Raw genomic sequence first — 14,435 nt, 5'->3', positions numbered from 1 at the left:
AGTTGCGCTGCTCCAAGCGCCCCGAGGAATGATCATGACCGATTCAGTTAAAGCGCTGTTCCAACCCTTCAGCCTGGGCAACCTGGCGCTGCCGACCCGTGTGGTCATGGCGCCGATGACCCGTTCCTTCTCTCCAGGTGGCGTGCCTAACAGCAAGGTGATCGAGTATTACCGCCGCCGCGCCGCTGCTGGTGTGGGCCTGATCGTCACCGAAGGCACCACCGTCGGCCACAAAGCTGCCAACGGTTACCCGAACGTGCCGCGTTTCTACGGTGAAGACGCCCTGGCCGGCTGGAAGAAAGTGGTCGAAGCGGTGCACGCCGAAGGCGGCAAGATCGTTCCGCAGCTCTGGCACGTGGGCAATGTGCGCAAGCTGGGCACCGAGCCGGATGCCAGCGTTCCAGGCTACGGCCCGAGCGAAAAAATTAAAGAGGGCAATGTGGTTGTGCACGGCATGACCCAGGACGATATCAAGGACGTGATCGCCGCCTTCGCCCAAGCCGCCAAAGATGCTAAAGCCATTGGCATGGACGGCGTGGAAATCCACGGCGCCCACGGTTACCTGATCGACCAGTTTTTCTGGGCTGGCAGTAACCAGCGCACCGACGAATACGGCGGTGACCTGGCGCAGCGCTCGCGTTTTGCCATCGAGCTGATTCAGGCCGTGCGTGCGGCTGTAGGGCCGGACTTCCCGATCATCTTCCGCTTCTCGCAGTGGAAGCAGCAGGATTACACCGCCCGTCTGGTGCAGACGCCAGAAGAGCTGGGGGCATTCCTCAAGCCGCTGAGCGACGCTGGCGTGGACATCTTCCATTGCTCGACCCGCCGCTTCTGGGAACCAGAGTTCGAAGGCTCGGACCTCAACCTGGCCGGCTGGACGCGCAAGCTCACCGGCAAGCCGACCATCACCGTCGGCAGCGTCGGCCTGGACGGCGAGTTCCTGCAATTTATGGTTAACACCGACAAGGTGGCGCAACCGGCCAGCCTGGAAAACCTGCTGGAGCGCCTGAACAAGCAGGAGTTCGACCTGGTAGCCGTAGGCCGCGCCCTGCTGGTTGACCCGGATTGGGCAGTGAAAGTACGCGATGGCCGCGAGCAGGACATTCTGCCGTTTAGCCGTGATGCGTTGACCAGCCTGGTCTGATCATTCGCTTTATCGTGTGCGCCGCACAACGGCGCAACACTCCTCAAGCCCCGGCACATCGGGGCTTTTTTTCGTCTTTTAAATGAGCAACCTGTAGGAACGGGCCATACCCACGAAGCCCTTATCGCGGCCATGGGCCGCTCCTACAACCGGTTGGTGCACGACGGTCACAGGCAAGCGCCGCGCCGTTGACTAGTATTGGCAGAGTTTTGTCACCAGGTATCAACCATGAAACGTGTTGTGCAGATTGCCGTATCCGTTGTCCTGCTGTTGCTGATCAGCCTGGCCGCTGCGGTTGCTTGGAACTGGGCACCGGATCGCCCCGTGGCGCAGCTCAAGCCGCGCTGGGCCCTGCCACCATCATCATTTCTGGCTATCGACGGCATGCTGGTGCACCTGCGTGATCAGGGCCCGCGTGATGACCCTGCGCCGATTGTGCTGCTGCACGGCACCTCGGCCAGCCTGCACACCTGGGAGGGCTGGGTGGCGCAGTTGCAGAGCCAGAGGCGGGTGATCAGCCTCGATCTGCCGGGCTTCGGCCTGACCGGGCCATTCCCCGATGGTGATTACCGCATGGCCCACTACAGCGCCTTCCTCGGCCATGTGCTGGATCAGTTGCAGGTGTCGCGTGTGGTACTGGCCGGCAACAGTTTCGGCGGCCAACTGGCCTGGCAGTTTGCTCTGGATCAGCCGCAGCGGGTCGAACGACTGGTGCTGGTGGATGCCGCCGGTTACCCACGTAACGCCACCTCCATGCCCATCGGTTTTCGTCTGGCGCAGATGCCTGCACTGGCGCCGTTGATGGCCAACCTGCTGCCGCGCGTGATGATTGAGGCGAGCATCCGTAACGTCTATGGCGACCCGAGCAAGGTCAGTGATGAGCTGATCGACCGTTATTACGAGCTGACCCTGCGCGCTGGCAACCGTGAGGCCTTGCGCCAGCGTTTTATTCAGGCTGAAGCCGGGCAGGGCTACACGCGAATTGCCGAGTTGCAGGTGCCGACGCTGATTATCTGGGGCGGGCGCGACGAATTGATTCCGCCGGTCAATGCCGAGCGTTTCAAGCGCGATATCAAAGGCAGCCGTCTGGTGCTGTTCGACGAGCTGGGTCACGTGCCCCAAGAAGAGGACCCGCTGCGCACCGTGGCTGTGCTGAAGGCCTTTCTAGAGGGCTAGCCGCGCATACCGCAGTTTTGTCGGGTGCTCGGCACGCGGGTTTAACCATGCAGGTACACGGGTGAGGGGGGCTGCGGGCATCGGCGGCGCTTGGTTTTGCCAATCATGGTCTAGGCTCTCGAGATAACAATTATCCAGTGGGTAGCCGTTATGCTCAGGGCCATCAGGTGGTTTGTATACGCAGTGGAAGCACTCAACCGCGTTGTTGGGCGCTTTGCCATGTACCTGATCTTCGCCATCCTTGGGGTCTTGCTCTACTCCTCGATCGGCAAGACCTTCTTTACCCCGGCCGCCTGGACGCTGGAGTCGGCGCAGTTTTTGATGGTCGCCTACTTCCTACTCGGCGGCGCCTATTCCATGCAACTGGATGCCCATGTGCGCATGGACCTGTTCTACAGCAACTGGTCGCTCCGCACCCGCGCAATCATGGATCTGCTGACGGTGGGCTTTCTGCTCTTCTACCTGGTGTTGCTGCTTTACGGCGGTATCTCCTCGACCCAGTACGCCCTTGAGTACAGCGAAACCAGTTACTCGGCCTGGTCGCCACCCATGGCGCCGATCAAGATCATCATGTGCATTGGCATTGCCCTGATGCTGCTGCAGGCCGTTGCCACGCTGTTCAAGGACATTGCCGCTGCCCTGGGGGAAACCCTGTAATGGATTACCAGCTGATTGCCCTGCTGATGTTCTCCTCGATGATGTTGCTGCTGCTCACCGGTAAGCGGGTGTTCGGCGCTATCGGTTTTGTGGCCGCCGCAGCCGCCCTGTTGCTGTGGGGCGACGGCGGGTCGGAAATGGCCTTCAGTGCCGCCATGAAACTGATGAAGTGGTACCCGCTGCTGACCCTGCCGCTGTTCGTATTCATGGGCTATATGCTCTCCGAGTCGGGGCTGGCTGAAGACCTCTACAAGATGTTCCACGTCTGGATGGGGCCGCTCAATGGCGGCCTGGCCATTGGCACCATCGGTCTGATGGTGGCGATCTCGGCGATGAACGGCTTGAGTGTGGCCGGCATGGCCATCGGCGCGAGCATTGCCTTGCCGGAGTTGCTGCGTCGTGGTTACGACAAAATCATGGTCACCGGGGTGATCCAGGCCGGCAGCTCGCTGGGCATCCTGATTCCGCCCAGCGTGGTGCTGGTGCTGTACGGCATGATCGCCCGCCAGCCCGTCGGCCAGCTGTGGTTGGCCGGCGTGTTTCCCGGCTTGATGATGGCCGGCTTGTTTGTGCTGTATATCGCCATTCGCTGCCGCATCCAGCCGAACATGGGGCCGGCACTCTCCGAGGCTGAGCGTCAGCAGATCAGCCCGCGCGAAAAACTGCTGCTGCTCAAGGCCGGGATTGCCCCGCTGTTTATCTTTTTCTGCATGACCGGGCTGTTTCTCATGGGCATCACCAGCCTGGTGGAAAGTTCGGCGGTGGGTGCGGCGGCTGCAACGTTGATGGCCTGGCTCAAGGGGCGTCTGAACCGCAGCGTAATGGAAGAAACCCTGCGCAAGACGCTGGCAATCAGCTGCATGTTTATGTGGATCATCCTCGCGGCGCTGTGCTTCGGTGCGGTGTTCGATGGCCTGGGGGCGGTCAAGGCGATTGAAGCGTTGTTTCTCGACAGCCTCGGTTTGGGCCCCTGGGAAGTGCTGATCCTGATGCAGGTGTCGTTCATCATCATGGGCATGTTCCTGGATGACACGGCCATGCTGGTGATCGTTGCACCGCTCTATATTCCACTGGTCGGTGCGCTGGGCTTCGATCTGGTGTGGTACGGCGTGCTCTACACCATCACCTGCCAGATCGCCTACATGACCCCGCCCTTTGGCTACAACCTGTTCCTGATGCGCGCCATGGCTCCGCCGGAAGTCTCGCTGCGCGATATCTACGTGTCGGTCACCCCATTCGTATTGATCATGATTCTGGCCCTGGCGCTGGTCATGGTCTTCCCGCAGATCGCCCTGTGGCTACCGCAGTGGCACTACGGTAGCTGAGCCCTATTCAGCAGTAGGTAAGCGCAGTCGTGCCGGTTACAGCCGCCCATGCTCGGGTGGCTCAGGCATTACCAGGTACAGGTTGCCCGTCTGAAACCCTGCGAGCCCATCCGGGTTACGCAGAGCAGTTGTATGCCACCTGAATCGACACGTCTGGAGATCACAGCATGAGTACGAGACGCAGTTTTCTGAAAACCGCCGCAGTGGCCACCGGGGCCGTCGGGGCAACGGCGCTGGGCTCGGCGCATATCTACGCGGCCGAGCCGAAGAAAATCACCTGGCGCCTGCAAACCTATGCCGGCCCGGCACTGGGTGAGCATGTGATCAAACCGTCCATCGACGCCTTCAACAAGGCAGCCAATGGCGAGATGGAAATCCAGCTGTATTACGCCGATCAGTTGGTGCCCACCGGCGAGCTGTTCCGCGCGATGCAGAAGGGCACCATCGATGCCGTGCAGAGTGACGACGACTCCATTGCCGCACCGGTGGATATCTCGGTGTTTGGTGGCTACTTCCCGTTTGCCACGCGCTACAGCCTGGATGTTCCCGTGCTGTTCAACCAGTACGGGCTCAATGAAATCTGGGCTGAGGCCTATGGCGAGGTCAAAGGCGTGACCTGGCTCGGTGCGGGTGCCTGGGACCCGTGCCACTTCGCCACGGTGGAGCCGATCACCAAGCTTGAACACCTTAAAGGCAAGCGCATTTTTACCTTCCCCACGGCGGGCAAGTTCCTCACCCGCTTTGGCGTGATTCCGGTGACTCTGCCCTGGGAGGACGTTGAAGTGGCGATCCAGACTGGCGAGCTGGACGGTATCGCCTGGTCCGGCATCACCGAGGATTACACCGTCGGTTGGGCCAACGTGACCAAGTACTTCCTCACCAACAACATCTCCGGGGCCTGGTGCGGCTCCTACTTCGCCAACTCGGATAAATGGGCCGAAGTGCCCGAGCACCTAAAAACCCTGTTCAAGCTGTGCATGGACAGCTCCAACTACTACCGCCAGCACTGGTACTGGGGTGGCGAGGCGCAACTGCGGGTTGAGGGCGGCAAGCTGCAGCTGACCTCGATCCCGGCCGAGGAGTGGGCCACGGTGGAGGCCGAGGCGCAGAAGTTCTGGGACGAAATCGCCAAGACCAGCCCACGATGTGCGCGGGTGGTGGAAATCTTCAAGAAGTACAACGCCCTGATGGCCAAGGCCGGCGCGCCCTATCGCGGCTAGCTGCCTGGGTTCGCTACACCTCACGCCCGCAGCGCAAGATGCGGGCGTATTTTTTTGCGCGGCGGGCAGGCGACTCAGTCAGTGCGCGTAGCGATTGTGCAAGGCTTGGAAGCGACCATCCTGCTGCACGTGCAACAAGGCAGCGCGCCAGCGCGCGATGTCCTGCTCCGGCATCCCACGTGACAGGGCGATATAGCCTTCGTCGCGGCCCAGCTGCACGGCACTTGGGCGTACCTTGTCAGCCGCGACGCCAGCCTCGTGCAGCCTCTGGGCGAGCCCGGAGTCGGCCGAGGCAACCAGCGCAACCCGGCCGGCTGCGAGCATGCTGAAACAGGTGCTGTAGGCGTTGTTGCGCTTTAGCTGCGAGAACGCCATGGCTGTCAGGCGTTCGTCATGGGAGCTACCGTTGAGTACGCATACCGGCAGGTTCTTGGCAGCTTCCAGGTTGTGGATACCGGTGGGTCGTTGGGTGTTTTCGTAGAGCCAGTCGGTCTCTTCCCAGATGGGCCCGACCCAGTGCGCCAGCGGCAGGCGCTCCGGAGTTTTGCCAAGGTTGAAGAGCACCACATCGTCACGCTGTTGCAGTTGCGCCAGACCACGCGCCAAGGGCACTTCCAGGATTGGCAGCGGCTCGGCCATATCAGTCAGCAGCTCGCGCACTAGCTCCAGAAAGAACGCCCGCTTGCCGGCATGTTCGCGTCCGCGCAGCTGCCCGTCGATCAGCACAGCCTGGCTATCCAGGCTGTGGGTGTAGATCAGCCAGTCACGCGCCAAGCAAGCCGTAGGCGCAAGCCAGGCAGCCAGGGCCAGCACCAGTGCGGCGGTAACTGTTGTGCGATGCCGAGTCTGGCCGGACGCTGGCAGGGTGCGGGACATCGGGTTCAAACAATCTCCGGTATGGCTTCTGGCGGCCACTGTGCACATGCAGCCAGGTATTCGGCGGGTGGTGGTCTGTGCTTTTACAACAGAGCTGTGTCTGCCGTCACCTGTGCTGCAACGCTTGCCGGTTGTTTTGCCTAATTGACCAGCCAATTTGGCAAACCTGTACCACACTGATGGAGCTTTTTGCCGGGTGTTCTAAGGGGCGTTGGGTAGTCGTCAGGGCGCGTTGTGTGGTGGTTGTGGGGATGCGCTTGAGACGCTGTTGTTGCCTGCAGGACTGACACCGGATGTCGGCCATAACAACAATAGACAGGTGCATTTATGCTCAATCCGCGAGACGTGAAAACCGTTCTGGATGCCAAGCGCATTGTCGAGGAGCGCGGCCTTAGCCATATCAAGGTTGGGGTGTTCGATAACGATGGGGTGATGCGTGGCAAATACCTCAGCCGCAGCAAGTTCTTTTCTGCTCTCGACAGCGGCTTTGCCTTCTGCGATGTGGTGCTCGGCTGGGACGTGAAGGACCAGCTTTACGACAACGCTCAATACACCGGCTGGCACACCGGCTACCCGGATGCGCCGGTGCGGGTGCTGCCGCATACCTGCCGCGACTTACCCTTCGAGAACGGCATGCTGCTGTTTATCTGCGAGTTTGCCGAGGCAGCGGAAAAAGTCTGCCCGCGTGGCACCCTGCGCAGGGTGATCGAGCGCTGCAAGGCCATGGGTTTTGATGCGTTTGCCGCGCTGGAATATGAATTCTTCATGTTCGATGAAACCCCGGAGTCGGCCCGCGAGAAGGGTTTTCGCAACCTCAAGCCGTTCACTCCGGACTGGTTCGGCTACTCGATGATCCGCAACTCGGTGCACGCCGAGCTGTACCACGAGATCCTGGAAATGGCCGAGCGCATGGACTTTCCCATCGAAGGCCTGCACACCGAAACCGGCCCTGGCGTGCTCGAAGCGGCGATTGCCTATGACCGCGCCGAAGCTGCGGCCGATAAGGGCGCGCTGTTCAAGACCTTTATGAAGGTGCTGGCCCAGCGCAACGGCCTGATGGCCACCTTTATGGCCAAGTGGTCGGGCAAATATCCAGGGCAGAGCGGGCATATCCATGTGTCCCTGCGCGATCTGGCCAGCGGTAAGTCGGCGTTCTATGACCCGAGCCAGGCGCACAATATGAGCAAGATCCAGCGCCACTTCCTTGCCGGCCAGCAGCGCCTGATGCCGGAATTTCTCTGCATGGTCGCGCCAACGCTGAACAGCTACCGCCGGCTGATTCCCGGTTTCTGGGCGCCCACCGATGCCACCTGGGGCGTGGAAAACCGCACCGCCGCGCTGCGGGTAATTCCCGGTACGGACAAGTCGCAGCGTCAGGAATATCGCCTCGGCGCGGCCGATGGCAATCCGTTTCTGGCCCTCTCGGTGGCCCTCGGCTCCGGTCTGTATGGGGTGATGCAGCAGTGGGAGCCAACCGAGCCGGTGGTGGGCAATGCCTACGCGATGAAACACCCCGAGGAGCTGGCCCTGCCGCGCACCTTGTGGGATGCCGCGCAGCGGCTGAAAGCCTCAACGGCGGCGCGGGAGCTGTTTGGCGACGAGTTTGTTGAGCACTTTGCCGCCAGCCGCGAGTGGGAAGAGCGCGAATACCGCCGGCATGTCAGCGACTGGGAACTGGATCGCTACTTCGAAATTATCTAGCGCGCGGCCCCGGCTGATTGGGCTTATGGAGTCTTTTCAATGAGCAAACTGCAATGCATTTCACCCATCGATGGCTCGGTGTATGTCGAGCGCCATCTGGCCTCCAATCCGGAAATTCAGGTGGCGCTGGTCAAGGCCGAACTGGCGCAGCAGGCCTGGAAGAACACCCCGCTGGCCGAACGCATCGCCATCGGCCGCAAGGCGATTGCTGCGTTCGCCGCCAAGGAAACCCAGCTGGCTGAAGAGCTGTGCTGGATGATGGGCCGGCCGATCCGCTATGCCGCAGGCGAGGTGCGCGGCTTTGTCGAGCGTGCCAGCTATATGGCGGATATCGCCGAACAGGCTCTGGCGGATATCAAAGTGCCGGAAAAGCCCGGGTTTATTCGCTTTATCCGCCGTGAGCCGCTGGGTGTTGCGTTGGTGATCGCGCCGTGGAATTACCCCTATCTGACGGCGGTAAACGCAGTGATGCCGGCGCTGTTGGCCGGCAATGCAGTGCTGCTCAAGCATTCAGCGCAAACCCCGCTGTGTGCCGAGCGTATGGTCGAAGCTTTCAGCGAGGCTGGCTTGCCGGACGGGGTGTTCCAGTATTTGCACCTGAGCCACGGTGAAACCGAGGCGTTGATTCAGGCGCCGACCATCGCCCACGTGGCCTTCACCGGTTCGGTACCGGGCGGCACCATGGTTGAGCGGGTAGCGGTGGGGCGCTTTCTCAGCATCGGTCTGGAGCTGGGTGGCAAGGACCCGGCCTATGTACGGGCCGACGCTGACCTGGCCCATGCGGTGGAAACCACAATCGATGGAGCATTCTTCAACTCCGGGCAATCCTGCTGCGGCATCGAGCGCATCTATGTGCACGAGTCGCTGTATGACGCCTTCGTTGAGCAGGCGGTGGCGCTGGTCAAGCAATACAAGCTCGGCCGTTCCGATGACCCGGACACTACCCTCGGCCCATTGGTACGTGCCGAGGCGGCGGATTTCGTCCGCGGGCAAATTCACGATGCCATCGAGCAGGGCGCCACCGCCCATCTGGTGCCGGCCGAGTTTGCCATGGACCATCCCGGCTCGCAGTACCTGGCACCGCAGGTGCTGACCAATGTGCATCACGGTATGCGCGTGATGACCGAGGAATCCTTTGGCCCGGTGGTGGGCATCCAGAAGGTCAAGGATGATGAAGAAGCCCTGGCGCTGATGAACGACAGCGATTTTGGCCTGACTGCCGCCATCTTCAGCCGTGACGTCGATGCCGCCATGGCATTGGCCGACCGAGTGCAGGCCGGCACGGTGTTTCTTAACCGCTGTGATTACCTCGACCCGGCACTGGCCTGGACTGGGGTGAAGAACTCCGGACGCGGCTGCACCCTGTCCAGCGTCGGCTTTGAGCACGTCACCCGGCCGAAATCCTTCCACTTCAAGACTCAGTTGTGAGGCGCGCCATGGACCTGAATGACTACCGCATGAACTGGAATTACCCGACCTCGGTGCGCGTCGGTGTCGGCCGTATCAGCGAATTGCCTGCGGCTTGCCGGCAACTGGGCATGAGCGCGCCACTGCTGGTCACTGACCCTGGCCTGGCCGCCTTGCCGATGATCGACCGAGCGCTGTTGCACTGCCGCGATGATGGCCTCAAGGCCGGGCTGTTCCATGGCATCAAGGGCAACCCGACCGGGCAGAACGTGATGGACGGGGTGGCCGCGTTCAAGGCCGGCAAGCATGACGGGGTGATCGCCTTTGGCGGCGGCTCGGCGCTGGATGCCGGCAAGGCCATCGCCCTGATGGTCGGCCAGGAGCGGCCGCTGTGGGATTTCGAGGACATCGGCGACAACTGCAACCGCGTCAATGTTGCCGGCATGGCCCCGGTGGTGGCGGTGCCGACTACTGCCGGTACAGGCTCGGAAGTCGGCCGCGCCTCGGTGATCACCGATGATGCTGCGCATATCAAACGCATCATCTTCCACGCGCGCATGTTGCCGGCGCTGGTGATCCTCGATCCGGAACTGACCCTCGGCCTGCCGGCCAAGATCACTGCCGCCACCGGCATGGATGCGCTGTCGCACAATCTGGAGGCCTTCTGTTCACCGCTGTTTCACCCCATGGCCGAAGGCATCGCCCTGGAAGGCATGCGCCTGGTGCAGCAGTATTTGCCGCGCGCGGTGGCGCAGGGCAGTGACGTTGAAGCGCGCTTGCAGATGTTGGTGGCCTCGAGCATGGGCGCGACCGCTTTCCAGCGCGGCCTGGGTGCCATGCATGCCCTGGCCCATCCGCTCGGCGCACTGTACGACGCCCACCACGGCCTGCTCAACGCGGTGCTGATGCCTTATGTATTGGTGGCCAACCGTGAGCGCATTGAGCCACAGATGGAGAAAATGGCGCGCTACCTGAACCTGGTCAAGCCTGGTTTTACGGGCGTGCTGGAGTGGGTGATGGCGCTGCGTGAGCAGGTCGGCATCCCGCATAGCCTGGGTGAGATCGGCATTGATGATGCGCGCATCGCGCAGGTCGGGCAGATGGCCGAGGTTGACCCGTCCGCCGGCACCAACCCGATTGCCTTTACCGCGCAGCAATACAGCCAGCTGTTCGAGAAAGCCCTGCGCGGCACCCTCTAATCTCTAGCTCTACCAGCGCTGCTCGCGTGGGCGAGCAGCGCTGTAGCGAACAGATACATGACCCGCCGGTTCTTCGCTTGCGCTGCCTGCGCGTGACTCCTTATATTCCCCCGGCATTTAAGCGCGCCCGGCTTGCGCCTGCCCGGCTGCAAGCAGGGCCTGTTACCGCAACGGTGAGAGGCCATGATCGAAATAAGAAACCTAACCAAGCGTTTTGCGCAGCACACCGCGGTGGACGACCTGTCCTTCAGCGTTCAGCCCGGTGAAGTGCTGGGCTTTCTCGGCCCCAACGGCGCCGGCAAATCCACCACCATGAAGATGCTCACCGGCTTTCTGGCGCCGACCTCAGGCAGTGCCAGCATCCTCGGTTTCGATATCCAGAAAGACACCCTCAAGGCCCAGCAGCAGATCGGTTATCTGCCTGAAGGCGCGCCGTGCTACGGCGATATGACGGTGCGCAGCTTCCTCGAATTTATCGCCGAGGTGCGCGGTTTCAAGGGCGCCGCGAAGCGTGAGCGGGTGGCCAAAGCAGTCGCTCAGGTCGAGTTGGACGCCGTGCTGGAACAGTCGATCGAAACCCTGTCGAAAGGCTTCAAACGCCGCGTGGGTCTGGCCCAGGCGATTCTGCATGATCCCAAGGTGCTGATTCTCGACGAACCCACCGATGGGCTCGACCCCAACCAGAAGCACCAAGTGCGCAAGCTGATCCAGAGCCTGGCGCACGACAAAATCGTCATCATTTCTACCCACATCCTCGAAGAAGTCTCGGCCGTGTGCACCCGTGCGGTGGTCATCGCCCACGGCAAGCTGCTGGCCGATGGCACGCCGCTGGAGCTGGAAAGCCGCTCGCGCTATCACCAGGCCGTCACACTGGTGGCTGCCGAGCCGCTCGATCAGGCCGCGCTGGCTGCGCTGCCGGGCGTGGCCGGGGTGGAAGAAAATACCCAGGAACACAGCCTGAGCATCCTCGCCAAGCCGGGTGAAGTGATCTTCCCGCAGGTCAACGCGCTAATCGCCGAGCGCGGTTGGCAGGTTAAGGAATTGAATGTCGAACGCGGGCGGTTGGACGAAGTGTTCCGCAGCCTGACCCGTGGGGAGGTGGTATGAGTCAGTTGTCAGTAGTCTTCAAGCGCGAGTTGGCGAGCTACTTCGCCACGCCGCTGGCCTACGTGTTTATCCTGATCTTCCTGGTGCTGTCCGGGGTGTTCACCTTCTACCTTGGCGGCTTCTTCGAGAGCGGCCAGGCCAACCTCGCGCCGTTCTTCAACTTCCACCCCTGGCTGTACCTGTTTCTGGTGCCGGCGATTGCCATGCGCCTGTGGGCCGAGGAGCGCAAGAGCGGCACCATTGAGTTGCTGATGACCCTGCCGATCACCCGTTTCGACGCGGTCACTGGCAAGTTTCTCGCCGCCTGGGTGTTTGCCGGTTTGGCGTTGCTGCTGACCTTCCCGATGATCATCACCGTCAATTACCTCGGTGAGCCGGATAACGGCGCGATCATCACCGGCTATATCGGCAGCTGGCTGCTGGCCGGGGCTTATCTGGCCATTGGCTCGTGCATGTCGGCCCTGGCGAAGAACCAGGTGATCGCCTTTATCCTGGCGGTCAGCGTGTGCTTCCTGTTTATCGTCAGCGGCTTCCCGATGGTGCTCGACGGTTTCAGTGGCTGGGCGCCGCAATGGCTGGTGGATGCCGTGGCTTCGCTGAGCTTCCTGACCCGTTTCGATGCGATCAGCAAGGGCGTGATCGACCTGCGCGACCTGCTGTATTTCCTCACCCTGATTGCTGCCTGGTTGGCTGCAACGGCGGTGGTTATCGACCTGAAGAAAGCTGACTGAGGCCGCCCATGAAAAAGCTGATGGTTTCCAGCGCCGGGCTTGCACTCATTGCCCTGGCGTTTCTCGCCTTCAACCTGTTCTCCAGCGTCAGCCTTAGCGGCGTACGTCTGGATCTGACCGAGCAGAAGCTCTACACCCTTTCCAGCGGCACCGAGCAGATTCTTGCCGAGCTGGACGAGCCGGTGGAGCTGAACTTCTTCTACTCCGACAGCGCCACCAAGGACCTGCCGGCGCTACGCACCTATGCCAAGCGCGTTGAGGAAATGCTCAAGGCTTACCAGCGTGAGGCAGATGGCAAACTCAAACTGACGATCATCGACCCGGCACCGTTCTCCGAGGACGAAGACAAAGCCGCCGAGTTCGGCCTGCAGGGCATTCCGCTGCAGCAGGGCGGCGACTCGATCTATTTCGGCCTGGCCGGCAAGAATGCCGAAGGCCAGACCCAGGTGATCCCGTTCTTCGCCCTGGATCAGGAAGAGTTCCTTGAGTACGAACTCAGCCGTCTGGTGCAGAGCCTGGCCAAGCCCGAGCGCCCGGTGGTCGGCGTGCTGTCTGGTTTGCAGGTCAACGGTGGTTTCGACATGGCCGCGCGCCAGCCGACACCGGCCTGGATGCTGATCGAGGAAATTCGTCAGCTGTTCCAGATCGAAAGCCTCAAGCGCGATGTCGACCTGATCCCGGAAAAGGTTTCGGTGCTGCTGCTGATTCATCCCAAGCAGCTGCCCGAGCAGACCCTGTATGCGATTGACCAGTTCGTCCTGCGCGGCGGTAAGCTGCTGACCTTCGTCGACCCGTTCAGCGAGGCCGATACCCAGGCTGAAATGCCCGGCGAGATGGTTATCGACAAAGCCTCCGACCTGCCCGCGCTGTTCAAGGCCTGGGGCCTGCGCATGGTGCCGGATCAGGTGCTGGGCGACGGCTCCTACGCCATGTCGGTGAGCATGGGCCAAGGCCAGCGCCCGGTGCGTCACGCCGCCTGGCTGAGCCTGCCGAAGAACGCCCTGGACAAGGACGACATCAGCACTGCCTCGCTGGAAACCATCACGGTGGCCACCGCCGGCATGCTGGAGCCGTTGGACGGTGCAAAAACCCAGTTCATCCCGCTGATTCGCAGCTCGCAGTACGCCATGCCGTTTGATGTCAAACGCTTCGGCATGCTGGCCAACCCGGAAGAGCTGATCCGCGAACTCAAACCCACCGGTGAGCGTTACACCCTGGCCGCGCGCATCAGCGGCCCGGCGCAAACGGCTTTCCCGGACGGGATCGAAGGGCAAAAGGATGGCCTGAAACAGGCCGACAACATCAACGTGATCGTTGTCGCCGACACCGACATGCTCACCGACCGCATGTGGGTGCAGGTGCAGGACTTCTTCGGTCAGCGCATCCCGCAGCCCTGGGCGGACAACGCCGGTTTCGCGATCAACGCCCTGGACAACCTGGCCGGCTCCGAAGCGCTGATCAGCGTTCGCTCGCGTGGTCGCTTTACCCGGCCGTTCGAGGTGGTGGACGCGATTCAGCGTGAGGCCGAGGTCAAGTTCCGTGAGAAGGAACAGGCCCTGCAAACGCAACTGGCCGATACCGAGCAGAAGCTCGCCGCGCTGCAGCAGAGCGATGACCCCAGCAAAGCCCTGGAGCTGACGCCCGAGCAGCAAGCCGCGGTGCAGCAGTTTGTGCAGCAGAAGCTGGCGATCCGCAAGGAACTGCGCGACGTGCGTTACCAGCTGAATGCCGATATCGAGGCGCTGGGCAGCACGCTCAAGTTCCTCAATATCGCCCTGGTGCCGCTGGCGCTGACCCTCGGCGTGCTGGCGCTGTGGTTGTGGCGCCGGCGCAAGCACGGCTGATCCCGCCTGTACCTGCAAAGGGCCGCTTAATGCGGCCCTTTGTTTTTG

At 61.8% G+C, this 14,435-nt stretch carries 12 protein-coding genes; 11 read left to right on the top strand and 1 reads right to left on the bottom strand.

The genetic code is table 11. From position 1 onward, the window contains the following. Positions 1 to 34 precede the first annotated feature (34 nt). The 5 genes from ACSQ17_RS04045 (at position 35) to ACSQ17_RS04025 (ending at position 5,522) form a co-directional block, all read left to right on the top strand. Complete coding sequence (locus tag ACSQ17_RS04045) at positions 35 to 1,144, top strand: NADH:flavin oxidoreductase (protein WP_436067687.1); 1,110 nt, start codon at positions 35 to 37, stop codon at positions 1,142 to 1,144. Positions 1,145 to 1,372: 228 nt separating this feature from the next. After that, positions 1,373 to 2,320, top strand: coding sequence for an alpha/beta fold hydrolase (locus tag ACSQ17_RS04040; protein ID WP_436067686.1), 948 nt, complete (start codon positions 1,373 to 1,375; stop codon positions 2,318 to 2,320). Between the two features lie 150 nt (positions 2,321 to 2,470). Continuing rightward, positions 2,471 to 2,977: a TRAP transporter small permease subunit gene (locus ACSQ17_RS04035; protein WP_436067685.1), complete on the top strand. Its 507-nt coding sequence runs from the start codon at positions 2,471 to 2,473 to the stop codon at positions 2,975 to 2,977. Continuing rightward, positions 2,977 to 4,302, top strand: a complete 1,326-nt coding sequence (locus ACSQ17_RS04030; RefSeq protein WP_436067684.1) for a TRAP transporter large permease — start codon at positions 2,977 to 2,979, stop codon at positions 4,300 to 4,302. Before ACSQ17_RS04035 ends, ACSQ17_RS04030 begins: the two co-directional genes overlap by 1 nt. 167 nt (positions 4,303 to 4,469) lie before the next feature. Further along, positions 4,470 to 5,522, top strand: a complete 1,053-nt coding sequence (locus tag ACSQ17_RS04025; protein ID WP_436067683.1) for a TRAP transporter substrate-binding protein — start codon at positions 4,470 to 4,472, stop codon at positions 5,520 to 5,522. Positions 5,523 to 5,600: 78 nt separating this feature from the next. Here the strand turns inward: ACSQ17_RS04025 and ACSQ17_RS04020 are convergent, their stop codons facing one another. Then, positions 5,601 to 6,407, bottom strand: a complete 807-nt coding sequence (locus ACSQ17_RS04020; RefSeq protein WP_436067682.1) for a substrate-binding periplasmic protein — start codon at positions 6,405 to 6,407, stop codon at positions 5,601 to 5,603. Positions 6,408 to 6,725: 318 nt separating this feature from the next. On the opposite strand from ACSQ17_RS04020, the gene ACSQ17_RS04015 reads away from it, so the two are divergent. From ACSQ17_RS04015 to ACSQ17_RS03990, 6 genes are all read left to right on the top strand, one after another. Then, positions 6,726 to 8,099 carry a glutamine synthetase family protein gene (locus ACSQ17_RS04015; protein WP_436067681.1) on the top strand — a complete coding sequence of 458 codons (1,374 nt, stop codon included), beginning with the start codon at positions 6,726 to 6,728 and terminating at the stop codon, positions 8,097 to 8,099. Positions 8,100 to 8,138: 39 nt separating this feature from the next. Next, positions 8,139 to 9,527, top strand: a complete 1,389-nt coding sequence (locus tag ACSQ17_RS04010) for an aldehyde dehydrogenase family protein (protein ID WP_436067680.1) — start codon at positions 8,139 to 8,141, stop codon at positions 9,525 to 9,527. Between the two features lie 8 nt (positions 9,528 to 9,535). Further along, positions 9,536 to 10,705, top strand: coding sequence for an iron-containing alcohol dehydrogenase (locus ACSQ17_RS04005; protein WP_436067679.1), 1,170 nt, complete (start codon positions 9,536 to 9,538; stop codon positions 10,703 to 10,705). Positions 10,706 to 10,888: 183 nt separating this feature from the next. Next, a complete protein-coding gene (locus tag ACSQ17_RS04000) occupies positions 10,889 to 11,812 on the top strand; it encodes an ABC transporter ATP-binding protein (RefSeq protein ID WP_436067678.1) in 924 nt (307 codons plus the stop codon). Continuing rightward, a complete protein-coding gene (locus tag ACSQ17_RS03995; RefSeq protein ID WP_108487108.1) occupies positions 11,809 to 12,543 on the top strand; it encodes an ABC transporter permease subunit in 735 nt (244 codons plus the stop codon). The genes ACSQ17_RS04000 and ACSQ17_RS03995 overlap by 4 nt, the downstream gene beginning before the upstream one ends. A gap of 8 nt (positions 12,544 to 12,551) precedes the next feature. After that, entirely contained in the window at positions 12,552 to 14,387 is a 1,836-nt protein-coding gene (locus ACSQ17_RS03990) for a GldG family protein (protein WP_436067677.1), read from the top strand. Positions 14,388 to 14,435: the final 48 nt, after the last annotated feature.

Source organism: Pseudomonas sp. LjRoot71 (assembly GCF_964253255.1).
GTDB lineage: Bacteria > Pseudomonadota > Gammaproteobacteria > Pseudomonadales > Pseudomonadaceae > Aquipseudomonas.
Note: the sequence above shows the minus strand (reverse complement) of the source record. Positions and strands in the feature narration are given on the sequence as shown.

Bases quoted from the DNA above. Each gene is read 5' to 3' on its own strand.
- ACSQ17_RS03990 (WP_436067677.1), top strand. From the start codon at position 12,552: ATGAAAAAGCTGATGGTTTCCAGCGCCGGGCTTGCACTCATTGCCCTG.
- ACSQ17_RS04000 (WP_436067678.1), top strand. From the start codon at position 10,889: ATGATCGAAATAAGAAACCTAACCAAGCGTTTTGCGCAGCACACCGCG.
- ACSQ17_RS04015 (WP_436067681.1), top strand. From the start codon at position 6,726: ATGCTCAATCCGCGAGACGTGAAAACCGTTCTGGATGCCAAGCGCATT.
- ACSQ17_RS04045 (WP_436067687.1), top strand. From the start codon at position 35: ATGACCGATTCAGTTAAAGCGCTGTTCCAACCCTTCAGCCTGGGCAAC.
- ACSQ17_RS04025 (WP_436067683.1), top strand. From the start codon at position 4,470: ATGAGTACGAGACGCAGTTTTCTGAAAACCGCCGCAGTGGCCACCGGG.
- ACSQ17_RS04010 (WP_436067680.1), top strand. From the start codon at position 8,139: ATGAGCAAACTGCAATGCATTTCACCCATCGATGGCTCGGTGTATGTC.
- ACSQ17_RS04030 (WP_436067684.1), top strand. From the start codon at position 2,977: ATGGATTACCAGCTGATTGCCCTGCTGATGTTCTCCTCGATGATGTTG.
- ACSQ17_RS04035 (WP_436067685.1), top strand. From the start codon at position 2,471: ATGCTCAGGGCCATCAGGTGGTTTGTATACGCAGTGGAAGCACTCAAC.
- ACSQ17_RS04005 (WP_436067679.1), top strand. From the start codon at position 9,536: ATGGACCTGAATGACTACCGCATGAACTGGAATTACCCGACCTCGGTG.
- ACSQ17_RS04040 (WP_436067686.1), top strand. From the start codon at position 1,373: ATGAAACGTGTTGTGCAGATTGCCGTATCCGTTGTCCTGCTGTTGCTG.
- ACSQ17_RS03995 (WP_108487108.1), top strand. From the start codon at position 11,809: ATGAGTCAGTTGTCAGTAGTCTTCAAGCGCGAGTTGGCGAGCTACTTC.